21 protein-coding genes and 2 tRNA genes are annotated in these 23,786 nt (G+C 65.8%); 14 read left to right on the top strand and 9 right to left on the bottom strand.

Going from position 1 to position 23,786, the window contains the following annotated elements:
• The first annotated feature begins 233 nt into the window (after positions 1-233).
• Both CH306_RS23990 and CH306_RS23985 read left to right on the top strand, forming a co-directional pair.
• Positions 234-305, top strand: a tRNA-Gln gene (locus CH306_RS23990).
• Between the two features lie 91 nt (positions 306-396).
• Positions 397-469 (top strand) — tRNA-Glu (locus CH306_RS23985).
• Between the two features lie 62 nt (positions 470-531).
• Here CH306_RS23985 and CH306_RS29205 read toward each other — a convergent pair.
• Both CH306_RS29205 and CH306_RS23980 read right to left on the bottom strand, forming a co-directional pair.
• Positions 532-699: a DUF5302 domain-containing protein gene (locus CH306_RS29205; protein ID WP_170946045.1), complete on the bottom strand. Its 168-nt coding sequence runs from the start codon at positions 697-699 to the stop codon at positions 532-534.
• Between the two features lie 113 nt (positions 700-812).
• A complete protein-coding gene (locus tag CH306_RS23980; RefSeq protein ID WP_094648104.1) occupies positions 813-1,541 on the bottom strand; it encodes an IclR family transcriptional regulator in 729 nt (242 codons plus the stop codon).
• Positions 1,542-1,691: 150 nt separating this feature from the next.
• On the opposite strand from CH306_RS23980, the gene leuC reads away from it, so the two are divergent.
• The 3 genes from leuC (at position 1,692) to CH306_RS23965 (ending at position 4,616) form a co-directional block, all read left to right on the top strand.
• Positions 1,692-3,116, top strand: coding sequence for a 3-isopropylmalate dehydratase large subunit (gene leuC, locus CH306_RS23975; protein ID WP_032398343.1), 1,425 nt, complete (start codon positions 1,692-1,694; stop codon positions 3,114-3,116).
• Between the two features lie 44 nt (positions 3,117-3,160).
• On the top strand, positions 3,161-3,778 hold the full coding sequence (gene leuD / locus CH306_RS23970; RefSeq protein WP_032397767.1) for a 3-isopropylmalate dehydratase small subunit: 618 nt from the start codon (positions 3,161-3,163) through the stop codon (positions 3,776-3,778).
• Between the two features lie 148 nt (positions 3,779-3,926).
• Complete coding sequence (locus CH306_RS23965) at positions 3,927-4,616, top strand: HU family DNA-binding protein (RefSeq protein WP_032397768.1); 690 nt, start codon at positions 3,927-3,929, stop codon at positions 4,614-4,616.
• A gap of 95 nt (positions 4,617-4,711) precedes the next feature.
• On the opposite strand, the gene CH306_RS23960 is transcribed toward CH306_RS23965, so the two are convergent.
• From CH306_RS23960 to cofC, 3 genes are all read right to left on the bottom strand, one after another.
• Positions 4,712-5,647 (bottom strand): NUDIX hydrolase, encoded by a 936-nt coding sequence (locus CH306_RS23960; RefSeq protein WP_032397769.1) that lies wholly within the window; start codon positions 5,645-5,647, stop codon positions 4,712-4,714.
• On the bottom strand, positions 5,647-7,767 hold the full coding sequence (locus CH306_RS23955) for an RNA degradosome polyphosphate kinase (protein WP_230597037.1): 2,121 nt from the start codon (positions 7,765-7,767) through the stop codon (positions 5,647-5,649). The genes CH306_RS23960 and CH306_RS23955 overlap by 1 nt, the downstream gene beginning before the upstream one ends.
• Positions 7,768-7,960: 193 nt before the next feature.
• Positions 7,961-8,725 (bottom strand): 2-phospho-L-lactate guanylyltransferase, encoded by a 765-nt coding sequence (gene cofC / locus CH306_RS23950; protein WP_371828404.1) that lies wholly within the window; start codon positions 8,723-8,725, stop codon positions 7,961-7,963.
• A 102-nt stretch (positions 8,726-8,827) separates the two neighbouring features.
• Here cofC and CH306_RS23945 point away from each other — a divergent pair, with 102 nt between their 5' ends.
• Positions 8,828-9,826, top strand: coding sequence for an NAD(P)H-dependent glycerol-3-phosphate dehydrogenase (locus CH306_RS23945; RefSeq protein ID WP_032397770.1), 999 nt, complete (start codon positions 8,828-8,830; stop codon positions 9,824-9,826).
• 73 nt (positions 9,827-9,899) lie between these two features.
• A complete protein-coding gene (locus tag CH306_RS23940) occupies positions 9,900-11,006 on the top strand; it encodes a D-alanine--D-alanine ligase family protein (protein WP_045199902.1) in 1,107 nt (368 codons plus the stop codon).
• 18 nt (positions 11,007-11,024) lie between these two features.
• On the opposite strand, the gene CH306_RS23935 is transcribed toward CH306_RS23940, so the two are convergent.
• Both CH306_RS23935 and CH306_RS23930 read right to left on the bottom strand, forming a co-directional pair.
• Positions 11,025-11,630 carry a DUF3515 domain-containing protein gene (locus CH306_RS23935; RefSeq protein WP_032397771.1) on the bottom strand — a complete coding sequence of 202 codons (606 nt, stop codon included), beginning with the start codon at positions 11,628-11,630 and terminating at the stop codon, positions 11,025-11,027.
• 3 nt (positions 11,631-11,633) lie between these two features.
• On the bottom strand, positions 11,634-11,882 hold the full coding sequence (locus tag CH306_RS23930) for an Lrp/AsnC ligand binding domain-containing protein (RefSeq protein WP_094648103.1): 249 nt from the start codon (positions 11,880-11,882) through the stop codon (positions 11,634-11,636).
• A gap of 191 nt (positions 11,883-12,073) precedes the next feature.
• On the opposite strand from CH306_RS23930, the gene CH306_RS23925 reads away from it, so the two are divergent.
• From CH306_RS23925 to CH306_RS23915, 3 genes are read left to right on the top strand one after another with little or no spacing between them, the layout of a single operon-like run.
• Positions 12,074-13,063, top strand: coding sequence for a thiamine-phosphate kinase (locus CH306_RS23925; protein WP_179272774.1), 990 nt, complete (start codon positions 12,074-12,076; stop codon positions 13,061-13,063).
• 38 nt (positions 13,064-13,101) lie between these two features.
• On the top strand, positions 13,102-13,626 hold the full coding sequence (locus CH306_RS23920; RefSeq protein WP_094648101.1) for a gamma carbonic anhydrase family protein: 525 nt from the start codon (positions 13,102-13,104) through the stop codon (positions 13,624-13,626).
• The gene (locus CH306_RS23915) at positions 13,623-14,315 is read left to right on the top strand and encodes a uracil-DNA glycosylase (RefSeq protein ID WP_032397775.1); all 693 of its coding nucleotides are present in this window, start codon (positions 13,623-13,625) and stop codon (positions 14,313-14,315) included. Before CH306_RS23920 ends, CH306_RS23915 begins: the two co-directional genes overlap by 4 nt.
• A 5-nt stretch (positions 14,316-14,320) precedes the next feature.
• Here the strand turns inward: CH306_RS23915 and CH306_RS23910 are convergent, their stop codons facing one another.
• The gene (locus CH306_RS23910) at positions 14,321-15,115 is read right to left on the bottom strand and encodes an enoyl-CoA hydratase/isomerase family protein (RefSeq protein WP_094648100.1); all 795 of its coding nucleotides are present in this window, start codon (positions 15,113-15,115) and stop codon (positions 14,321-14,323) included.
• Positions 15,116-15,246: 131 nt separating this feature from the next.
• Positions 15,247-15,438: a 50S ribosomal protein L28 gene (gene rpmB, locus CH306_RS23905; protein WP_008717389.1), complete on the bottom strand. Its 192-nt coding sequence runs from the start codon at positions 15,436-15,438 to the stop codon at positions 15,247-15,249.
• Positions 15,439-15,713: 275 nt separating this feature from the next.
• On the opposite strand from rpmB, the gene CH306_RS23900 reads away from it, so the two are divergent.
• From CH306_RS23900 to rsmD, 4 genes are all read left to right on the top strand, one after another.
• On the top strand, positions 15,714-17,393 hold the full coding sequence (locus CH306_RS23900) for a DAK2 domain-containing protein (RefSeq protein ID WP_094648099.1): 1,680 nt from the start codon (positions 15,714-15,716) through the stop codon (positions 17,391-17,393).
• Positions 17,394-17,406: 13 nt separating this feature from the next.
• On the top strand, positions 17,407-19,683 hold the full coding sequence (recG, locus tag CH306_RS23895; RefSeq protein ID WP_045195619.1) for an ATP-dependent DNA helicase RecG: 2,277 nt from the start codon (positions 17,407-17,409) through the stop codon (positions 19,681-19,683).
• Positions 19,684-19,815: 132 nt separating this feature from the next.
• Complete coding sequence (locus CH306_RS23890; protein WP_045195617.1) at positions 19,816-23,232, top strand: pyruvate carboxylase; 3,417 nt, start codon at positions 19,816-19,818, stop codon at positions 23,230-23,232.
• Positions 23,229-23,783, top strand: coding sequence for a 16S rRNA (guanine(966)-N(2))-methyltransferase RsmD (rsmD, locus tag CH306_RS23885; protein ID WP_032397780.1), 555 nt, complete (start codon positions 23,229-23,231; stop codon positions 23,781-23,783). The genes CH306_RS23890 and rsmD overlap by 4 nt, the downstream gene beginning before the upstream one ends.
• Positions 23,784-23,786 lie beyond the last annotated feature (3 nt).

Genomic DNA, 23,786 nt, shown 5'->3' with positions numbered 1-23,786 from the left:
GGTCTGCGATCGGTCACGGAGAACAAGTCTGCTCCACTGGTCGGACGAGGCGTCGAGGGGGCTCCTGGGGCCCGAGGAAGCTGCGACTCGGGCCGGCCCCGAAGTCTGCGCCGCGCGGTTTCGGTGGCTCTGAGCAGCCGATTTGCAGAATGGGTAGTCACCTTTGATAGTCTCTATCCCGGCTCGAAACGCAGTGCACATCGATCGTGATGCGCAGTTCGATTCAAGTCCATTGGGGTATGGTGTAATTGGCAACACAGCGGTTTCTGGTACCGCCATTCTAGGTTCGAGTCCTGGTACCCCAGCGAGCAGGTGAAGGCGATTTTGTCGCCGAGGCCGAGGCAGTTAAGCTGGCTCAGCGTTACAAGCTCGAACAACAATGCAGGTGAAGTTCCTGGCCCCGTCGTCTAGCGGCCTAGGACGCCGCCCTCTCAAGGCGGTAGCGCGGGTTCGAATCCCGTCGGGGCTACAACAGACAACACCCTCTCGATCCGTGGATCGGGAGGGTGTTGTCGTTTCGGTGTGGGCGTCTCAGACGCTCTTGCGGCGGAACATCTTCTGATGGTCGGCCGGACCGTGAGCGTTGTTGACCTTCGGCCCACCGTCCTTGTGTTCGACGGAATTGTGGGACTTGCTGTTCTTCTGTTCCAGGACTTCGCGGAATTTCTTCTTCAGTTCTTCACTGCCGGATTCGGGCATGGGTGACTCCTCGCAGTCGACGACCGGCCGGGTAGGCCGCTCGAGACGAAGGTACCCCACTCTCGCAGCGCGATCAGCTGGTTTTCCTCGGGCCGTGAGGTCTGCGCCCTGCCTCAGAGTCGCTTGTGCAGTGCGTCCGCGGCCGCCAGGAGATCGGCTGCCCAGCGCGCTCCGGGCTTGCGCCCGATTCGATCGATCGGTCCCGACACCGAGATCGCCGCCACCACAACGTCGTTGCTGTCGCGCACCGGCGCGGCAACGCTCGCGACGCCCGGTTCGCGCTCGCCCGCACTCTGCGCCCAACCGCGCCGTCGAACCTCGAGGAGGGTGCGCTCACCGAATTCCGCATCGGGCAGAACTGTTCGTTGAGTCTGTGAATCTGCCCATGCGAGAAGCACTTTGGCACCCGACCCGGCCGTCATCGGCAGGCGTGCTCCGACGAGCACGGTGTCTCGAAGTCCGGTCGGCGGCTCCATGGACGCCACGCACACCCGCACCGTTCCTTCGCGCCGATAGATCTGCACACTCTCGCCGGTGATCTCGCGTAGGCGGGGGAGTACCGAGGCAGCAGCATCGAGGAGGGCATCCGATGCGCTCGCCGCGAGCTCGCCCAGTCCCGGCCCGGTCCGCCACAGGCCGTCGGCATCTCGTACCAGAAGCCGGTGGGTCTCCAGGCCGACCGCGAGCCGGTGGGCCGTGGCCCTGGGCAGGCTCGTTCGAGCGCACAGATCGCCCAGATTGCAGGGCTTCTCGGCCACCGCGTGCAGCACCGCCATCGCCTTGTCGAGGACACCGATACCGCTCGATTTGTCGACGAGGCCATTGGGGCTATGCTGTCTCATAGAACGATATTAGCCTCCCGCATGCTGAGATTGCACAACTACGACATCTTCGGTGCGCGCCGGGGGCATGATGTCGAGACGATCACGCGAGGTGAACCAGCCCGTTCACCGGCGCGACGACGACAGGGAAAGACGAGGTCCGCGACAGCGATGTCCGAAACACCGAAGACTTTGGCGGAGAAGGTATGGGACCAGCATGTGGTGGTCCGAGGCGGCGGCGAAGGCGGGGCGCGTGAGCCGGATCTGATCTACATCGACCTCCATCTGGTGCACGAGGTGACGAGCCCGCAGGCGTTCGACGGACTTCGGTTGGCCGGCCGCGGGCTCCGTCGTCCCGATCTGACGATCGCGACCGAGGACCACAACGTCCCGACGGCCGACATCTTCGCGCCCATCGCCGATCTGGTCTCGCGCACGCAGGTCGACACCCTTCGACGCAACTGCGAGGAATTCGGTGTTCGGCTCTACCCGATGGGCGATCTCGATCAGGGCATCGTGCACATCATCGGCCCACAGCTGGGTCTCACCCAGCCCGGCATGACCGTGGTGTGCGGAGACAGTCACACCTCGACGCACGGTGCCTTCGGCTCGATCGCAATGGGCATCGGCACCAGTGAGGTCGAGCACGTCATGGCCACGCAGACCTTGTCGCTGCGTCCTTTCAAGACGATGGCCATCACCGTCGACGGAGAACTCGCCCCCGGTGTGACGAGCAAGGATCTCATCCTCGCCGTCATCGCACAGATCGGCACCGGCGGCGGTCAGGGCTACGTCCTCGAATACCGCGGTGAGGCCATTCGCAAGCTGTCGATGGAAGCGCGAATGACCATCTGCAACATGTCGATCGAAGCCGGAGCGCGGGCAGGCATGATCGCACCCGACGAGGTCACCTACGAGTACCTGAAGGGACGCCCGCACGCTCCTCGGGGAGCCGACTGGGATGCGGCGGTGGCCGCGTGGAACGAATTGGCGACCGATCCGGATGCGGTGTTCGACAACGAGGTCCACATCGACGCCGACACGTTGACGCCGTTCGTCACGTGGGGAACGAATCCGGGTCAGGGTGCGCCACTTGGCGATACGGTGCCCGATCCGGAGGCGATGGTCGACGAGAGCGAGCGGGTGGCAGCCCAGAAGGCCTTGCAGTACATGGGTCTGGAAGCGGGAACGCCCATCCGCGATATCGCCGTCGACACCGTGTTCGTCGGCTCGTGCACCAACGGCCGAATCGAGGATCTGCGGGCCGTCGCGTCCGTTCTCGAAGGACACCGGGTTGCCGACGGAGTGCGAATGCTGGTGGTACCGGGTTCCATGCGGGTGCGAGCGCAGGCCGAGGAGGAAGGTCTGGGTGAGATATTCACGGCCGCAGGAGCGGAGTGGCGTCAGGCCGGTTGCTCGATGTGCCTGGGAATGAACCCGGACCAATTGGCGTCGGGCGAGAGATCGGCGTCGACGTCCAACCGCAATTTCGAGGGTAGGCAGGGCAAGGGTGGGCGCACCCATCTCGTGTCACCGTTGGTAGCAGCGGCAACGGCAATCCGTGGAACCCTGTCGTCTCCGGCGGATCTCGCGTAAACGCGTCTTCGCTCGGATCGATCGAACTCAGAGGAGCACATTCGATGGAAGCTTTCACTCGACACACCGGTATCGGAGTTCCGCTCCGGCGGTCCAACGTCGACACCGACCAGATAATCCCCGCGGTCTACCTCAAGCGCGTCACGCGCACCGGATTCGAGGACGGGTTGTTCGCCGCCTGGCGCTCGGACCCGAACTTCGTGTTGAACCTCGAGCCCTACGACCGAGGCTCGGTGCTCGTTGCCGGGCCCGACTTCGGTACGGGATCGTCACGCGAGCATGCCGTCTGGGCACTCTCGGACTTCGGATTTCGGGTCGTGATCGCCTCCCGTTTCGCCGATATCTTCCGCGGAAACTCGGGTAAGGCCGGGCTGCTGGCTGCCGAAGTGGATCAATCCGACGTCGAATTGCTGTGGAAAGCCTTAGAAGAACAGCCCGGTCTGGAAATAATTGTCGACCTCGTCGACAAGACCGTAACGGCTGGAACGTTGGTGGTGCCCTTTGCGATTGACGACTACACGCGGTGGCGTCTGCTGGAGGGCCTGGACGACATCGGATTGACATTACGCCAGGTAGAGGCCATTACGGAGTACGAAAAGTCAAGGCCTTCATACAAACCCCTGACCCTTCCGGCGCGGATCGAGACACCCGCCGAAAGCTGATCGGCGGCGGTCCGACACGCTTTGCGGCCGTGAATCATTCCGCGACACCAGAATGAAAATTGGCGTGGCGCATAGACTCTTGACGACTTGGGGTTTACCGTTGTAGTAGTCGGTCCGACGATGGGCCACCATATAGCGGAGGAAATCCATGAACAAGGCAGAGCTGATTGACGCCCTGACCGAGAAGTTGGGGTCTGATAGGCGGAGCGCCACAGAGGCTGTCGAGAACATCGTCGACACCATCGTGCGCGCAGTGCACCGCGGCGAGAGTGTCACGATCACGGGCTTCGGCGTGTTCGAGCAGCGTCGTCGCGCAGCCCGCGTCGCCCGTAACCCCCGCACCGGCGAGACCGTTCGCGTGAAGCCGACCAACGTTCCGGCATTCCGTCCGGGTGCGCAGTTCAAGGCCGTCATCGCCGGTGGGCAGAAGCTGCCCGCCACCGGTCCTGCCGTCAAGCGCGGTGCCGCTGCGGCTCCGGCCAAGAAGACTGCGGCTGCGAAGAAGACGGCTGCGAAGAAGGCTGCCGTGAAGACGACCGCCCGCAAGGCAACCACCGCTGCCGCCAAGAAGGCAGCGCCGGCCAAGACCACTGCTCGTAAGGCAGCGGCTCCCGCGAAGACCGCCGCCAAGAAGGCAGCTCCCGCGAAGACCACCGCACGCAAGACCGTTGCGAAGAAGGCTCCGGCCAAGACGACTGCGCGCAAGGCCGCAACGACTGCTGCTCCCGCCAAGAAGGCTCCGGCCAAGACAGCGGCCAAGAAGACCGTCGCCAAGAAGGCTCCGGCCAAGAAGGCACCGGCCAAGAAGGCCCCCGCGAAGCGCGCAGCGAAGAAGTAGAGCCTGCCTGCTTCACGTATGACAGTGTGAACACCGCGGAAGGCCCCCGACTCGAACATCGAGTCGGGGGCCTTCCGTCGTTGGTGTTGCGCCGCTCAGCCGTCGGCGGTGAGGGTGGGCAACGGACTGGCGATGTGGTCGGCAGCGATGAGCCGACCGTCACGGCGCGAGAGCACCCAAACACTACCCTTACGATTTCGGTTGGCAGGCAACGTGATTCCGTCTTTCTCCGCCCACCATCGCATCAGGTCGGGAATCACCTTTCCCTGGCTGCAGACAACAGGGGTGCCGGGCAGTTCGGCTATGTCGCGAGCGCGATGTCGCCCCTTGCGAGGGTCGTCGGCGTAGCCTTCCTCGGACAGCAGATGCTCGGGAGTGATGTCCACCCCCAACGATTCGGCGAACGGAGCGACTGTCTGGACGCATCGAGCGCGGTCGGCTGCGTACACGGAATCACCGCCGAAGGCACGAAGCAGCGAGACCAAGGATTGGGCCTGCCGCCGTCCGGTCCTGTCGAGCGGACGGTCGACATCGTTGCCCTTGAACCGCGAGCGCGACCCGGCACTGCCGTGACGAACCAGCAGCACCGTCGAGGTGTCGGCAGGCTTGGCCACGAACCGGCGAAGGATCTTGTGGTCCATGGGGTACGAGAGTTCGCGGCCGACGTCCTCGGGTGCCACCCAGCGCAGTTCGTCCACCTCGACATTGGGGACGAACTCGCCCCCGGTGACCTCGGCCGCCCAGTACAGCACCTTCTTGACCCGACGGTGCCCCGGAATCGGGTAGGTGACGTAGGACAGCGACCGCCCCAGTCGTGAGTCGAATCCGGTCTCCTCCTTCACCTCTCGGACCGCTGCGTCGACAGCTGTCTCGCCGGGATCGAGCTTGCCCTTGGGGAACGACCAGTCGTCGTACTTGGGCCTGTGCACCAAGGCGACCTCGACGCCGGAGTCGCCGCTCGGTGAACGACGCCACAGGATCGAGCCGGCCGCAAAGATGTTGGCGCGGGGAGAACCGTCGGAAGTGCCCATCAGGACGCCTGATTCCTCCGACTGCGCATCAGGTCGACCTGATGTTCACGAACCTTCTCGCCCCGAGCAGGTGAGGCGACCCAGCCGCCGTCCGGTCCCAACTCCCAGCATCGAGTGGTGGGGTCGAGGGCGGAATCGAAGATGTCGCTGAGCTGGTTCGCCAGTCGGGGATCCTTGACCTGAGCCATCACCTCCACTCGGCGATCGAGGTTGCGGTGCATCATGTCTGCGCTGCCGATCCAGAACTCGTCCGCACCCTGGAAATGCAGAACCCGTGAGTGTTCGAGGAATCGACCGAGGATGGAACGAACTTCGATGTTCTCCGACAGCCCGGGAACTCCTGGCTTGAGCGCACAAATTCCGCGCACCACCACCTTCACCGGCACTCCGGCAATCGATGCTCGGTAGAGCGCGTCGATGACCTGCTCGTCGACCAAGGCGTTGGCCTTGAGGCGAATTCCGGCCGCACGGCCACTCTTGAGGTGTTCGACCTCCGCTTCGATGCGCTCGACGATGCCGCGCCGCACCCCGTACGGAGCGACCAGAAGGTTGCGGTACTTGGACTTTCGCGAGTATCCGGTCAGCGAGTTGAACAGATCGGTGAGGTCGGCCCCGATTTCGGGCGATGACGTCAGCAGGCCCACGTCCTCGTAGATACGCGCTGTCTTGGGGTTGTAGTTGCCGGTACCGATGTGGCAGTACCGGCGAATGACCGACCCCTCTCGGCGCACCACCAGGCAGGTCTTGCAGTGCGTCTTGAGGCCGACGAGGCCGTAGACCACGTGCACGCCCGCCTTTTCGAGCTTGCGTGCCCACTCGATGTTGGCTTGTTCGTCGAAACGCGCCTTGATCTCGACCAGTGCAACGACCTGCTTGCCCGCTCCGGCCGCGTCGACGAGTGCGTTGACGATCGGCGAATCTCCCGAGGTGCGATAGAGAGTCTGCTTGATGGCGAGCACCTGAGGATCGGCCGCTGCTTGCTCGATGAAGCGTTGGACGCTGGTGGAGAAGGAATCGTACGGATGGTGCACCAGGACGTCGCCGTCGCGCAGAGTCGAGAACACGCTCTTGGGGGTCTCGCGTTCACCGAACGCGGGGTGGGTGGCAGGAACGAAGGGTGCGTCCTTGAGGTTGGGGCGGTCGACGCTGTAGACCTGCCACAGGCAGGACAGATCCAGCAGTCCGGGAACCTGGATGACATCGCCGGGATCGACGTCGAGCTCACGCAGCAGCAGTTCGAGCATGTGCTCGGTCATGTCGTCGGCGATCTCGAGACGGACCGGCGAGCCGAAGCGCCGCCGAGCGAGTTCTCGCTCCAGAGCCTGCAGCAGGTCCTCGTCGCGGTCTTCCTCGACCTCGAAATCGGCGTTGCGCGTGATCCGGAACGCGTGGGACTCGACGACCTCCATGCCGGGGAAGAGCACATGGAGGTGAGCGGAGATCAACTCCTCCATCGACAGGAAGGCGTCGATGCGGTGAGTGCCCTCGCCGCGCTTGACGCGCACGAAGCGATCGACGTTGTCGGGGACCTTGACGCGGGCGAAGTGCTCCCCGGTCGTGGAGTAGTCCTTCACTGTCACAGCGAGATTGAGGCTCAGGCCGCTGATGTAGGGGAACGGGTGCGCCGGGTCGACGGCCAGCGGTGTGAGAACCGGGAACACCTGTTCGGTGAAGTAGTCCGACAGTCGCGCACGTTCGTCGCTGTCCAGATCGGACCACCGGATGATCGCGATGCCCTCGGCGGTGAGCTCGGGCAGAATCGAATCCAGCAGCACTCGCGCGTGTTTGAGCGCAAGTTCCTGGGTGCGCTGCCCGATCACCGCCAGCTGTTCGCGAGGAGTCATTCCGTCGGCCGATCGAACCGACAGACCGGTTTCGTCGCGACGTTTGAGACCGGCGACCCGGACCATGTAGAACTCGTCGAGATTGGACGCGTAGATGGCGAGAAACTTCGCCCGCTCCAGCAAGGGCAGCGAGGAGTCCTCGGCGAGAGCGAGGACACGCGAGTTGAAATCGAGCCAGCTCAATTCTCGGTTGAGATAGCGATTTTCGGGAAGAACGGTCGCAGCGTCCACCGATTCCGGTGTGGCGGCCGGTAGTGCGGACGGGATGCTCGGCATCGTCGACGCGATCGGCGCGCTCCACGCCGGCTCCGAGCCTGCGGCCTTTCCTGTCTCGATCGGCGGATCCTGGTTCGCTGGCTGCACGTCGTCTTTGCTCACCGCACGATCATCCCCCATACCCGGCGTCGGTGAAACTCCGATGGCCGAACTCGGGTCGGTGTTCACCCGGCTGCCGTGGCGGTCCCTACCGTCACGCAGTCGTCGCGGATGCCTCGTCGTTCCACCCGAGCGAGTGGAGAACGGCCGCCGTCGCCGGTCCGACTCCCAGACGATGCGCTCTGCGGACGTCGTCGGCGGTGTCCACGTCCAGTCGAAGGCCAGGCCACTCGCCGTCGAGTTCCCGTGCGCCCGAGGCGGTATGGCGGCGTGCGGAGTCCGGTCCGAACAGCGGTGTCAACTCGTCGGGGGAATCCTTGAGGATCAGGGCAGCGGTTCCCGTGCCGTGATGATCGACCACGAGTGATCTGCCTCCCCGCCGGGCGCGCTCGTAGGCCTGGGCGAGTTCTGTCGAACGCATCGCCGGAAGGTCTGCCTGCAACGCGATGATGTCGACGTGGCCCGCGCTGACGGTCTCGTCCCCATCGACGTCCGCGCCGACGTGACCGTGACGCAGTACGTGCGCCGCGGCCGCGAACGCGTGATTGAGGCGTTCGTCCGGTTGCAGTGCCGGATCGCGGACCGGTTCGTCGAACACCCGTGCACCGATTCTGCGGGCGGTGTCCGCGACGAGAGGATCCGGGGTGACCACCGTGACCGAATCGACCGCCGACACCGAGTCTGCGGCGGCCACGGTGTCGCTGAGCATCGCGAGCACCAATCGTGTCCGGTCGGGTGCCGAGAACTCCGCCGCCAGGCGCGACTTCGCCGTGGCCAGATCCTTCACCGCGATGAGAACCCTGACGACGCGGTCGCCGTCATCGTCTCGTGATGCACCCATGGTGCTCGATCCTGCCAGCGTCATGGATCTGTGCCGACTCCGACCGCCCGAGCAGGTCTGCGAGTTAGGGTGATGCGCGCGTGGACAGGGCATCGGCGAAGTAGGCGAGGGGTTGGCGGAATGAGCAGAGCAGCGGTATTGGGGTCGGGTTCGTGGGGCACCGCATTCGCCAAGGTGTTGGCCGATGCCGGAACGGACGTCACCATGTGGGCCCGCCGTGAGGAACTCGCCGCATCCATCACCGACGACCACGAGAACAAGGACTACCTTGCGGGAATCGAGCTGCCGTCCTCGATTCGCGCGACGAGTGATCCCGTCCGTGCACTCGACGGAGCCGACATCGTGGTGCTGGCCGTGCCCTCACAGAGTCTGCGGGCCAATCTGGGGGCGTGGACCGACTCGATTCCGCCGCACGCGACGCTGCTCTCCCTGGCGAAGGGGATCGAGACCGGAACGCTCATGCGGATGAGCCAGGTGATCTCTCAGGTCACCGGTGCGGATCCCAGCCGGGTCGCGTGCCTGTCCGGTCCCAACCTCGCGCGCCCGATCGCCGAGGGACAGCCCGCCGCGACGGTCATCGCGTGCTCCGACTCCCAGCGTGCCCTCGAGATTCAGAAATCCTGTGCCACAGGATATTTCAGGCCCTACACCAACAGCGATGTCATCGGTGCCGAGATCGGGGGTGCCTGCAAGAACGTCATCGCCCTCGCGTGCGGTATGGCCGCAGGCGTCGGATACGGCGAGAACACCCTCGCGTCGATCATGACCAGGGGCCTGGCCGAGATCATCCGCCTCGGAGTAGCACTCGGTGCCAAGCCGTCGACGCTGTCGGGCCTGGCCGGCGTGGGCGACCTGGTCGCCACCTGCTCGTCCCCCCTCTCGCGTAATCGCACGTTCGGAGAACGACTGGGTTCGGGTGGCTCCCTCGAGAGTGCGCAGGAAGCAGCGCACGGGCAGGTTGCCGAAGGCGTCAAGTCGTGCACCTCGGTCCGGGCGCTCGCCGAGAGTTACGACGTCGAGATGCCGCTGACCGACGCCGTGCATCGCGTCTGTCACGGCGGCATGTCCGTACCGGATGCGGTCGGGCACCTGCTGGGACGTCGCATCAAGCCCGAGTGAGGCAGTGATCGCGGTCTCGCGACGAACAGGGCGAATCCGCGTTCGACGAGCCGCGGCGGTACGGTTTCTCATCGTGAGTACTCCCCGCATCAAAGTTGCCGTCGTCTTCGGGGGCCGCAGCAGCGAGCACGCTGTGTCCTGTGTATCGGCAGGTAGCGTGCTGCAGAACCTCGATCCGGCCAGGTACGAGGTGGTTCCCGTGGGAATCACCCCGGACGGTGCGTGGGTACTCGGCTCCTCCGACATCGACGCGCTGACGATTCACGACCGCGTCCTGCCCACCGTGGACAAGACCGGGGCGGCGCTGGCTCTCAGTACGGACCCGGGTCACGCCGGCGCTCTGCTCGCCCTCGGCGAGGGGGAAGGCGGGACGGTGCTCGCATCCGTCGACGTCGTGTTCCCGGTTCTGCACGGACCGTACGGCGAGGACGGCACCCTGCAGGGTCTGCTCGAGTTGGCAGGCGTTCCGTATGTCGGGCCGGGCGTGCTGGCCAGCGCTGCGGGGATGGACAAGGAATTCACCAAGAAGCTGCTCGGTGCCGAAGGATTGCCGATCGGTCGCCAGGTGGTACTCCGACGCGGGGTCGACGACCTGACGGCAGGCGAGCGTGACCGAATCGGCCTGCCCGCATTCGTCAAGCCGGCCCGAGGCGGATCGTCCATCGGAATCTCGCGCATCACCGCGTGGGACCAACTCCCCACCGCGATCGCCGTCGCACGCGAACACGACCCCAAGGTCATCGTCGAAGGCATGATCCACGGCCGCGAGGTCGAGTGCGGAGTGCTCGAATTTCCCGACGGCACCGTGCGCGCGAGCGCCATCGCCGAGATCCGAATTCCCGACGCGGACATCGACGATCATGCCTTCTACGATTTCGACACCAAGTATCTCGACGATGTCAGTGAGTTCGACATCCCGGCTGCCCTCGACGACGCCACGAGCGACCGCATTCGTGAGCTCGCCGTCGCCGCCTTCCGCGCGTTGGACTGCCAGGGTCTGGCGCGGGTGGATTTCTTCGTCACCGAGAACGGCCCGGTCATCAACGAGATCAACACCATGCCCGGGTTCACCTCGATCTCGATGTACCCGAAGATGTGGGCCGAATCGGGCGTCGACTACCCGACGCTGATCGCCACCCTGATCGACACCGCTCTCGCCCGCGGTACCGGTTTGCGTTAGAGCTGTTGCGGCCCGGCGCTACTGCAACGGAGCCGGGTCGAGAGGTTGCTGGGGCAGCGCGCCCGACACGGCGGAGGACGCGTCCTGCAACGGGGTGGGGCCCGAGTCGCCCGGAATCGTCAGGGCAACGTACACACCGCGATCGACGACGAACCACGTGCTGGCGTCGATCCCGTCGTCTGCGCCGGACACCTCGAACCACTGAACGCCGTTGATCACCTGAAGCGGCGCGGCCACATCGAACCCGATCGGCCGGGGCAGACCGCAGCGCAACACGACCGGCTCGGCGTTCTCCTCGGCCGAGACCCACGCGCGGACTCCGACCGGGGCCGGGTCGGCCAGTTCGGCTCTGGTGTAGTCGCCGAGGTCTTCGGGCAGGGCGTCGAGCAGCGACGTGCACTGCGCACTCGCGGCATCGGGGGAGTCGACCGGGCCGAGCGCGACCGGATCGAGGACGGGTGAGCGATTCACCGCGATGGCGGCAACCAGAACTCCGACGACGAGCGCGACCGGTAGCGCGATCGCGGTGGCGATGACTGCGGGATGGCGCTGCTCGCGAGTGCCCTCGGTCTCGGCGGGGCCGTCTTCGGTGCCGGCGTCGTTGCCGGTGTCGGGTGAATTCACGAGCTATCCGACGGACGTCGTCGACCGAGGGGCCACGGGGCAGGTGAGGGTGCGAGTGATGGCATCGACCTTCTGGATGCGAGAGACGATCTCGGCGATCCGGGCGTCGGAGGCACCGTCGGCGCGCGCGATCACGTCGTAGGGCCCGACCACTGCCTCGGCCGACACGACACCGTCGACGGCCTCGATCTGCTGTGCGACGGCCGTCGCACGACCGACCTCGGTCTGAACGAGAACGAATGCTTGCACCATCGGTGGTCCCTTTCCCCTGCCGGACTTCTCGACTGTAGGTTGGTTCGACTACGTTCTCTTCGCACGTAACCTGCTGCATCGGTACTGTCCCGACCGCCGCTAAAAGGTACCGCAGGCGCGGCACTCGCTCCGCGCGAGACCGTCGCTCACGCACCGCGTTCTCAGGGAGGAACATCATCGACGACACCGTCATCGACTCGGCCACCGGCAGCGAGCGCACCGTCGCTCAGGTCGGCGAATTCGACGTGATCGCTCGGGCCATCACGGGCCGCGAGCAGCCGTCGTCGACCATCGTCGGGCCCGGCGACGACGCAGCCGTGGTCGCCGCGCCCGACGGTCGGATCGCGGCATCGACCGATATGTTGGTGCACGGCAGGCACTTTCGGCTCGACTGGTCGAGTCCGATACAGATCGGCCGCAAAGCGATCGCGCAGAACGGCGCGGACATCGCCGCGATGGGCGCGCAGTGCTCGGGTTTTCTCGTCTCTCTCGGATGCCCGGCCGACACTTCGGTGAGCGTGACCGACGGTCTCAACGAGGGCATGTGGATCGAGGCGGTTGCTGCGGGATCGGCCGTCGTCGGTGGCGATGTGGTGCAATCGCCGGAGCTGGTGATCTCGATCACCGCGCTCGGCGATCTCCAGGGCCGGGCCCCGGTTCTTCGATCGGGGGCGTGTGCCGGTGATGTGATCGCCTATGCGGGGCGGCTCGGCTGGTCCGCGGCCGGCCTGGCCCTGCTGCTCGGCGACCGGGACGGAACGGGCCACGACGCCGTGTTGGACGCACACCGAGTGCCCGTCCCGCCGTACCGCGCCGGGATCGACGCCGCAGAGGCGGGTGCGACCTCGCTCACCGACGTCTCCGACGGGCTGCTGGCCGATCTCGGCCACATCGCCGACGCATCGGGCGTTCTCGTCGACCTCGATCCCGACCTGCTGGAGATCCCCGTCGAACTGCGTTCGGCAGCAACGCTGATGGGGCACGATCCGCTGGAGTGGGTACTGACCGGAGGCGAGGATCACGCGCTCGTCGGCACCTTCCCCGATGCCGCCGCCGTTCCCGGGGGATGGACGGTGATCGGCCGCGTCGAGCACGGAGACGGTGCGCCTGCGGGTCGAGTGACGGTCGGCGGACGCGTCCACGCGGGTAGCTCGGGATGGTCGAGTTTCGAGGGCGAGTGAACGCGGGTCGGGTCGGTCGAGTCGGCTAAGTTGCAGAGATGGCTATCTATGCGCTCGGTGATCGCGAACCCGACATCCACCCCGACGCCTACGTTCATCCCGACGCCGTCGTCATCGGAGCGGTGACCTTGGCTGCCGGATCGTCGGTGTGGCCCACTGCGGTTCTGCGGGCCGACTACGGCACCATCTCGATCGGCGAGGGCACCAACGTGCAGGACGGGACCGTGGTTCACTGCACTCCGATCGACGCAACGGTCATCGGTTCCGGGTGCGTACTGGGCCACAATGCGCACGTCGAGGGTGCGACCATCGGGGACAACTGCCTCATCGCGTCGGGCTCGGTGGTACTGAACGGATCGAAGATCGGGGCGGGCTCGATCGTCGGTGCAGGCGCGGTGGTGCCGTTCGAGTTCGTCGTTCCCGAACGTTCCATGGCGCTCGGCGTGCCCGCCAAGATCCGTGAGGGCTACCAGGTTCCCGACGGGCATGTCGACATCAACGTGCAGATGTACTCCGCCAATGCCGCGTACTACCGCGACGCCCTTCGCCGGATCGACCGGTGACGCCCCGGCCGCTGTCCGAGAGCGTCGAGTCGGGCTGGGCTGCTGCCCTCGCTCCGGTCGAGACGAATGTCGCTGCGATGGGCGACTTCCTGCGAGCCGAACTCGCCGCCGGACGGCACTACCTGCCCGCGGGTGAGAACGTGCTGCGCGCTTTTCGCTACCCCTTCGATCGGGTTCGCGTGCTCATCGTCGGTCAGGATCCGTATCCCACGCCGGGACACGCAGTGGGCCTGAGCTTTTCTGTCGCGCCCGACGTGCGACCCGTACCGCGGAGTCTGAGCAACATCTTCAAGGAGTATTCCGACGATCTCGGTCTGCCCACGCCGAGCACCGGCGATCTCACACCCTGGTCGGAGCAGGGAGTGATGTTGCTCAACAGGGTGCTCACCGTCGAACCGTCGCAGGCGGCGTCACACCGCAAGAAGGGCTGGGAAGCGGTGACCGAGCAGGCGATTCGGGCATTGGTCGCCCGAGCGGAGAACCCCGACGCGCCCGGACTGGTGGCAGTTCTCTGGGGACGTGACGCGGCAACCCTGAAGCCGATGCTCGGATCGGTGCCCTTCATCGAATCCGCTCATCCGTCACCGCTGTCCGCCTCACGCGGTTTCTTCGGATCCAAGCCCTTCAGCCGCGTCAACGAACTGTTGGTCGAAGGCGGAGACGAACCGATCGACTGGACGTTGCCGTGACCGGTTCAGGAGAAGTCTGGACGACGCTTCCCGACGAACGCGTCGACGCCTTCACGTCCGGCCGGTGACGCCGCAGCGACCGATATCGAGGCGGCTTCGGCGTCCAATTGTTCTGTCAGAGTTGCTGATTCGGAGCTTCCGAGTAGTCTCTTGATGCCCTGGTACGCCGATGTCGGGCCGTTGGCGAGGGTTCGAGCGAGGCGCTCGGCCTCACTGTCGACGATGTCGTCGCCCACCAGCCGGCTGAGGATTCCGAGCCGAACGGCATCCTCTCCGTTGATGATCGAGTCACCCAGAAGTATGTCCATCGCGCGGCCCGAACCGACGATTCGGGGGAGTGTCCAGGACATTCCTCCGTCCGGGGTGAATCCGATGGAAGGGTACGCAGGGCGCAGTTTGGTCGACGGTCCGCCGATGGCGATATCGGTGAGACAGACCAGACTCATGCCCGCCCCGGCCGCCCAGCCGTGGACCCCGGCGACGACCGGGACGGTGACGGCGGCCAGTTCGCGGACGAATGCATGGAACGTGTCGGCAACCGAACCGACGAATGCGCCGCGGTCGTCGGCTCCGGCGAAATCGCGTACGTTTCCGCCTGCGCAGAAGTTGGGCCCGCGGCCGATGAGGAGCACACTTCCGATCGCGGTGGTACCGGCGTTGACGGATCGCAGTGCCGCCGTGCCTGCGTCGATGCCTTCGAGGTCGAGGGAGGCACCGCCCGCCTCGGTGGCGACGACGATGCGCAGCACGCCGTCCTCGATGCTGACCTTGCTGGGACCGTAGTCATCCGAATCACTCACGATCGGAATTCTAATGGACGTCCAAGTGTTCGAGTGCACCGACGACTGTGCCCCGCCTCCGAATACGGGGGCGGGGCACAGTTCTCGCACGCGAGGAACGCCGTGGAGGAAAACGAAGAGCGAGGCCGAAATCAGCCCCGGACCACCTTGCCTGCCTTCAAGCAGGAGGTGCACACGTTCATGCGCTTGGAGTTACCAGGCGCAACCTGAGCGTGAACGGTCTGGATATTCGGGTTCCAACGACGGTTGGTCCGTCGGTGCGAGTGCGAGACCGACTTACCGAAGCCGGGCCCCTTGGCGCATACGTCGCAGACGGCAGCCATAGTCGCGAACTCCTTGATAGATGTTGATCGATACATGTGGTCGAAGACATCGAAACGAACTACGAGCAGATGCAAGGATTGCAATGCGTGAAGATCGCCTCGAGGCAACCCTGCAAGAATAGCGGCGTCGCACGCAATCACCAAACCGCCACGGCAGACGCTCCGCGGGGCTCACGTACGGCGCGCCACCGATCATGCCCGACTAAGCTTCGGGCACTGTCCGCGAGGGAGTTCGGACGAGGTGAGGGACGTGACGCGGGGGGAGGCTGGCCGAGGTGGTCGACGTTCTCGAATCGATCGATGCCGCGGCCCTGCGTCAGTGGGCCTACCACTGCGTCGATTCCCTCACCGCACGGTGCGACGAGATCAATGCACTCAACGTGTTCCCCATCCCCGACTCGGACACCGGCACCAATCTCATGTTCACCTTCCGCGCCGCGGTGGAATCGATGCGCGCAGCCGGGCCCGCTGCGGACGCCCGCTCCATCGGGCGAGCGCTGGCAGTGGGGGCGGTCGCGGGGGCGCGGGGGAACTCGGGAGTGATCGTGTCCCAGCTGTTGCGCGCCGTCGCCGAGGCCGCAGCGGACGGCCCGCTGGACACGGTGTCGATGCAGGCGATGCTGCGTCGCGCCAGAGTCCTGGTCGCGGGCGCGGTCAGCGTTCCCGTCGAGGGCACGATGCTCACCGTTCTGGCCGCAGCCGATCGCGAAGCCTCGGCGCACGATGCCAATGTCAGCCTCTCCACGCTGGTGGTCGACATCGCCGAGGCCACTGCTAGGGCCGTCGACAGCACGACGGACCAACTCGCCGAACTCCGCGAGGCCGGTGTCGTGGACGCAGGAGCTCTCGGTCTCTCGGTGATCGTCGATGCGTTCGTGGAGGTGGTGATCGGCCGCACGCCGCCGCGCAGGCGATACCGTCGCCCACACGAGCACGAACGCCGGACGGGCGACGATGCGCCGAACCTCTCGTCGGACTGCGGCCGTGCACCCGTCGCGGTGTCGGAGTACGGATCGTCTCGCTCCCTCGGGTACGAGGTGGTCTACGTCGTGCACGGGCCGGACGAGGCGGGGGCGGCGGAACTTCGCCGAGCACTGGCCGACATCGGAGATTCGGTCGTCGTCGCCGGTGACGGTTCCGGGGCCTGGTCCGCGCACGTACACACCACCGACCCCGGTGGTGCCGTCGACCGCGGCATCGCCGCCGGAGATGTTCGCGGAGTGCGTATCTCGTGTTTCGGTCCGGCCGAGTTCGCCGCAGTTGCGATCCCCGAGAGCCGCGACGCAGCGGTGCTGTCGGTCGGTCGCGATATTTTGGCGCTGGTGGCCGGTGACGGTGCCGCAGACCTCTACGTTCAGGAAGGTGCGACGGTGGTGCGGTGCGACGAGGCGATCGACTCCTCGGTGCTGCATCGCGCGATCGTCGGGATGAAGCATCGTGAGGTGTTGGTGTTGCCGAACGGCGCGTTGTCCGCGCAGGAACTCGTCGCGGTCGGCGCCGCTGCCCGAGCGGACGGCAAGGACGTGGTGATGTTGCCGTGTTCGGCGATGGTGCAGGGACTGGCCGCGCTCGCGGTGCACGATGCCGCCCGCGCCGCAGTCGACGACGCGTTCACGATGTCCGAGGCGGCGGCGGGCACGAGGTGGGGTTCTCTGCGTATCGCACAGGAGCGATCTCTGACGTGGGTCGGCACCTGCGAGCCGGGCGACTGCATCGGGCTGGCGGGGCAGGAGGTGGTGATCGTCGCCGCTCGTCCGCTCGATGCGGGGTGTCGGTTGCTCGATCAGCTCCTGGCCACGGGAGGGGAGCTGGTGACGGTGCTCGTCGGGGCCCAGGCGTCGGATGACTTCGGTGATCGGTTGGCCGAGTACGTGGCGGGCGCACATCCCGGAGTCGACGTGGTGGTCTATACAGGTGGACAGCCGGGGGATCTCGTGCAATTCGGAGTGGAATAGGGAATCTCGGACAATGGCAACGCTGGTGGATCGGCTCGATCACATCCTGGGAGCCGCGGCGGCGACGCCGCTGGCCGACGTCTTCGGAATTCACACTGTCGAGGACCTGCTGCGGCACTATCCGCACCGCTACATGACGCACGGTTCGGAGCTGGGGGAGAAGGAGCCGCCCGAGGGCGAGCACATCACCATCGTCGCAACGGTCGAGTCCGCGACGCTGCGTTCGATGAAGAACCGCAACGGTCAGTTCCTCGCCGTGACACTCGCTGCCGACGGGCAGCGGATCGACGCCACCTTCTTCAGTCCGCACAAGCTCAAGCACGTTCTGCTGCCCGGTCGTCGAGGAATGTTCTCGGGCAAGGTCAAGTACTTCGGCAAGCGGTGGAATCTCACGCACCCCAGCTACGTGATTCTCGGCGGAGACGGCAACGACGGTGCCGTCGTGCCTGCAGGTCGAATCGTCGGCGGTGGCACCCTGGCCGGACTCGCTCGCGGCTCGGTCGATTCCTCCGGTGCCGTGGACATGTCGGTGTTCGATCGCGCGTTCGTGCCCATCTACCCGGCCGCGAAGGACGTCGAGAGCTGGACCTTCATGCGCTGTGTCCGACAGGTGCTCGACCAACTCGACGATGTGGTCGATCCGTTGCCCGAGTCGGTTCGTGCGCAGCGCGGTCTCGTCGACATCGACACCGCGCTGCGGTCGGTCCATTTCCCGGATACCGCACAGGACAAGGACTCTGCGCGCGAGCGGCTGAAGTTCGACGAGGCGCTCGCCGTTCAGCTCGTCCTCGCCGACCGCCGACGCGACGCATCCACCCGCGTGGCTCCGCGATGCCCACCGATCACCGACGGTCTCGCCGCGGAGTTCGATCGGCGTCTGCCATTCGAGTTGACGGCCGGCCAGCACCAGGTGGCAGCCGAGATCGCCCACGATCTGTCGGCACCGCATCCGATGTCGCGACTGTTGCAGGGTGAGGTCGGCTCGGGCAAGACGATCGTTGCACTGCGGGCGATGCTGCAGGTGATCGATGCCGGGCATCAGTGTGCGTTGCTGGCACCGACGGAGGTTCTCGCCTCCCAACACGCGCGCTCGATTCGGTCGATGCTCGGGAGCCTCGCGGCCGGCGGCGAACTCGGATCGCACGAGCTGGCGACCAAGGTCGCCTTGTTGACCGGTTCGATGTCCACTGCGGCCAAGCGATCCGCGCTGCTCGACGCCGTCACCGGTGATGCAGGCATCGTGATCGGCACCCACGCCCTGATCGAGGACCGCGTCGAATTCCTCGATCTCGCGATGGTCGTCGTCGACGAACAGCACAGGTTCGGCGTCGAGCAACGAGATGCGTTGCGCGCGAAAGCTCGCGACAACACCAGTCCGCACTTGCTCGTGATGACCGCAACCCCCATCCCGCGGACCATCGCGATGTCGACGTTGGGTGACCTCGAGACGTCGGTGCTCACCGAACTGCCCCGCGGCCGATCGCCCATCGTCAGCAACGTGGTGCCTGCCAGGAGCAAACCGGGCTGGGTGGATCGAGCGTGGCAGCGTATTCACGAGGAAGTGGCAGCCGGTCGCCAGGCCTATGTGGTGTGCTCCCGCATCGGCGACGACGAGGACGCGGAGACGGGGAAGAAGAGCGCTGCGAAGAAGAAGAGTGCGAGCGCGGAGGACGGCCCCGAGACCACGGCTGCGGTGGATCTGTACGAGACCCTCTCCACCGGACCGATGCACGATCTGCGCGTGGGTCTGTTGCACGGACGACTGTCGGGAGACGACAAGGACATCACCATGTCCGAGTTCAACTCCGGCGAGATCGACGTCCTGGTCTGCACCACGGTGGTCGAAGTGGGAGTGGACGTTCCCAACGCGACGGTCATGGTCATCATGGATGCGGACCGATTCGGCGTGAGCCAACTGCACCAGTTGCGAGGCCGAATCGGCCGAGGTGGGCATCAGGGCCTGTGCATCATGATCAGCTATCTCAGCCCCGCGGGCGGCTCGTTCGCCCGGCTCGAGGCGGTGGCAGCGACCAACGACGGTTTCGAGCTGGCCAAGCTGGATCTGGCCACTCGTCGCGAGGGCGACGTTCTCGGAGCTGCACAGTCGGGCACGGTCAGCGGGTTGCGGCTGCTCTCGTTCATCGACGACGAGGACATCATCGCGGACGCGCAGGACTGCGCCCGGTCCCTGTTCGCGCAGGACCCGTCGCTGGCGAACGATCCCGGCATCGCGTCGATGATGCGATCGGCTTGGCGATCGGATCGAGTCGATTACCTGCAGAAGTCCTGACGGGTGGGCGGGAGCGGTCGAGGGGTCGGTCGTTACCTACTGCACCGTTTCAGTGGAGAAAATCGAGGACATCGTCCCGCATGATGAGATCAGTACGCCTCGGTGGCCGACGCTGCCGGGTAAGTTGAGCCAATGTTCTCCAAAGTTTTGGTTGCCAACCGCGGTGAAATTGCCATCCGTGCCTTCCGCGCCTCCTACGAACTCGGGGCCTCGACCGTTGCGGTGTTCCCGTTCGAGGACAGGAACTCGGTACATCGGACGAAGGCCGACGAGGCGTACCAGATCGGGGAGAAGGGCCATCCCGTTCGCGCGTACCTCTCGGTCGACGAGATCGTCGCCGCTGCCAAACGCAGCGGTGCGGACGCGGTGTACCCCGGATACGGATTCCTTTCCGAGAACCCGGATCTGGCCGCGGCGTGCGCCGAAGCAGGCATCACCTTCGTCGGTCCGTCCGCCGATGTTCTCGAACTGACCGGCAACAAGGCCCGCGCGATCGCGGCAGCCAAGGCGGCTGGACTTCCGGTACTGGCGTCGTCGGAACCGTCGTCCGATGTGGACGCGCTCGTCGCCGAGTCCGAGTCGATGACGTTCCCGCTGTTCGTCAAGGCCGTCGCGGGCGGTGGCGGCCGCGGTATGCGCCGAGTGGCCGAGCCCGAGCAGCTGCGCGAATCCATCGAAGCTGCTGCGCGCGAGGCGGAATCGGCCTTCGGTGATCCGACCGTGTTCCTCGAGCAAGCCGTGATCGATCCCCGGCACATCGAGGTTCAGATCCTGGCCGACGGCCAGGGCAACGTGGTGCACCTGTTCGAGCGAGACTGCAGCGTGCAGCGTCGGCATCAGAAGGTCATCGAGCTCGCTCCGGCTCCGAATCTGCCCGAGGGATTGCGGGAGAAGATCTGCGCCGACGCCGTCGCGTTCGCGAAGCAGATCGGCTATTCGTGTGCCGGTACCGTCGAGTTCCTGCTCGACACCCGCGGCAATCACGTCTTCATCGAGATGAACCCTCGAATTCAGGTGGAGCACACCGTCACCGAAGAGGTGACCGATGTGGATCTGGTGCAGTCCCAGCTGCGGATCGCCTCGGGAGAGACACTTGCCGATCTCGGTCTGCAGCAGGAGAACATCGTGCTGCGTGGTGCGGCCCTGCAGTGCCGCATCACCACCGAGGATCCGGCGAACGGATTCCGCCCGGATGTCGGACGCATCACCGCGTACCGGACGCCGGGCGGTGCCGGAGTGCGCCTCGACGGTGGTACCACTCTGGGTGCCGAGGTCGGTGCCTACTTCGACTCCATGCTCGTCAAGCTCACCTGCCGAGGCCGTGACTTCGACACCGCCGTGGCGCGTGCCCGACGAGCCCTGGCGGAGTTCAGGATTCGCGGTGTCGCCACGAATATCCCGTTCCTGCAAGCGGTTCTGGTCGATCCCGACTTCACCGCGGGCCGGGTCACCACCTCGTTCATCGAGGAGCGCCCCGAACTGCTCACCTCGCGCTCCTCGGGCGACCGCGGCACCAAGATTCTCGCGTACCTGGCCGACGTGACGGTGAACAAGCCGCACGGCGAGCGTCCGTCGTCGGTGTACCCGCACGACAAGCTGCCGCCGGTGGACTTCGCAGCCCCGATCCCGGACGGTTCGAGGCAGCGGCTGCTTGCGCTCGGACCCGAGGGGTTCGCTCGCGATCTGCGCAATCGAAAAGCCCTCGGCGTCACCGACACCACGTTCCGCGACGCGCATCAGTCGTTGCTGGCCACGCGCGTGAGGACGAGCGGACTGCTCGGAGTCGCTCCGTACGTCGCGCGCACCACGCCGCAGCTGCTCTCCATCGAGGCGTGGGGCGGTGCCACCTACGACGTGGCACTGCGATTCCTGCACGAGGATCCGTGGGAGAGATTGGCGAGCCTGCGAGAGGCCGTGCCGAACATCGCAATTCAGATGTTGCTGCGCGGCAGGAACACCGTCGGCTACACCCCGTACCCGGAGAAGGTGACCCGCAGCTTCGTCGCCGAGGCCACCGACACCGGCATCGACATCTTCCGCATCTTCGACGCGCTCAACAATGTCGATCAGATGCGTCCGGCCATCGATGCCGTGCGCGAGACCGGCACGGCGCTCGCCGAGGTGGCACTGAGCTACACGGGTGATCTGTCGAACCCGAACGAGAACCTCTACACCCTCGACTACTACCTGAAGTTGGCCGAGCAGATCGTCGACGCAGGCGCGCACGTGCTCGCCATCAAGGACATGGCAGGACTGCTGCGCGCACCCGCAGCCAAGACTCTGGTGACGGCACTGCGCTCGAACTTCGATCTGCCCGTTCACGTACACACCCACGACACACCCGGTGGTCAGCTCGCGACCTACCTCGCCGCATGGGAGGCCGGGGCCGACGCCGTCGACGGTGCCAGCGCCGCGATGGCAGGCACCACCAGCCAGCCTGCGTTGTCGGCGATCGTGGCGGCTGCCGCGCACACCGAGCGCGACACCGGCCTGAATCTGCAGGCTGTCTGTGACCTCGAGCCGTACTGGGAAGCCGTGCGAAAGGTGTACGCGCCGTTCGAGTCCGGTCTGCCGGCACCGACGGGTCGCGTGTACACACACGAGATCCCCGGCGGACAGCTCTCGAACCTACGGCAGCAGGCCATCTCGCTCGGGCTCGGTGATCGGTTCGAGACCGTCGAGGCCAATTACGCTGCAGCCGACCGCATGTTGGGCCGTCTGACCAAGGTGACACCGAGCTCGAAGGTCGTCGGCGACCTGGCACTTGCTCTGGTCGGTGCAGGCGCGTCCGCCGAGGAATTCGCCGAGAATCCCGGTCGCTACGACATCCCCGATTCGGTGATCGGATTCCTGCGCGGCGATCTGGGTACGCCTGCGGGCGGATGGCCGGAACCGTTGCGGACGAAGGCGCTGGAGGGTCGTGGCGAGGGCAAGCCGGTGACACCGCTCACCGATGAGGACGAGAAGAACCTCGACGGCACCTCGGCTCAGCGCCGCGAGACTCTCAACCGTCTGTTGTTCCCCGGTCCCACAGCCGAACTCGCCGCTCACCGCGAGAAGTACGGCGATACGACGCGGCTGTCGGCCAATCAGTTCTTCTACGGCCTGCGGCAGGGCGAGGAGCATCGGGTGGCCCTGGAGAAGGGCGTCGAACTGCTGATCGGGCTCGAGGCGATCTCCGACCCCGACGAGCGCGGAATGCGCACCGTCATGTGCATTCTGAACGGACAGTTGCGTCCGGTCTCGGTGCGCGACCGGTCCATCTCGAGCGAGGCCCCCACGGTCGAGAAGGCGGATCGATCCAACTCCGGTCATATTCCGGCACCGTTCGCCGGTGTGGTGACGCTGTCGGTCGAGGAGGGACAGAAGATCTCGGCCGGAGACACCGTCGCCACGATCGAGGCGATGAAGATGGAGGCCGCGATCACCGCTCCCCGCGGCGGCACCGTGACCCGGTTGGCGATCTCCGGTGTGCAGCAGGTGGAAGGCGGCGATCTGCTCGTCGTCATCGGTGGGGGGTCGACGGGCGAAGAGGCCGGCAGCGAATGACGCGGATCGTGGCGGGTGTCGCGGGTGGTCGACGATTGTCGGTTCCCGGCCAGGGCACCCGCCCCACCTCCGAGCGAGTTCGCGAAGCGCTGTTCAGCTCGCTGGAGAGTCGGATGGAACTCGACGGTGCCGCGGTGCTGGATCTGTTCGCGGGATCGGGAGCACTGGGGCTGGAGGCACTCTCGCGTGGAGCGTCGTCGGCGGTGTTGGTCGAGTCCGATGCCCGAGCGGCAGCGGTGGTGCGAAAGAACATCGAGTCGGTGGGATTGCCCGGCGCTTCGGTCCGCTGCGCCCCGGTGGCCTCCGTGCTGGCCGGGGCAGCGGATGCCGAGTACGACCTGGTGTTGGCCGACCCGCCGTATGCCGTCACCGACACTGCCGTCGCCGGGCTGTTGGACAGGCTCGTCGTCGGGGGATGGCTCACACCCGATGCGGTCGTCGTCCTGGAGCGGTCGTCGCGTTCGCCGGAGACCCGATGGCCGACCGGACTGGTCCCGGAGAAGTCGAAGAAGTACGGCGAGAGTCGAATCGAGATCGCTGCACGTGCGTAACGA

Origin of the sequence: Rhodococcus sp. 15-725-2-2b, assembly GCF_002259075.1 — a bacterium.
Classification (GTDB): Bacteria; Actinomycetota; Actinomycetes; order Mycobacteriales; family Mycobacteriaceae; genus Rhodococcoides.
Note: the sequence above shows the minus strand (reverse complement) of the source record. Positions and strands in the feature narration are given on the sequence as shown.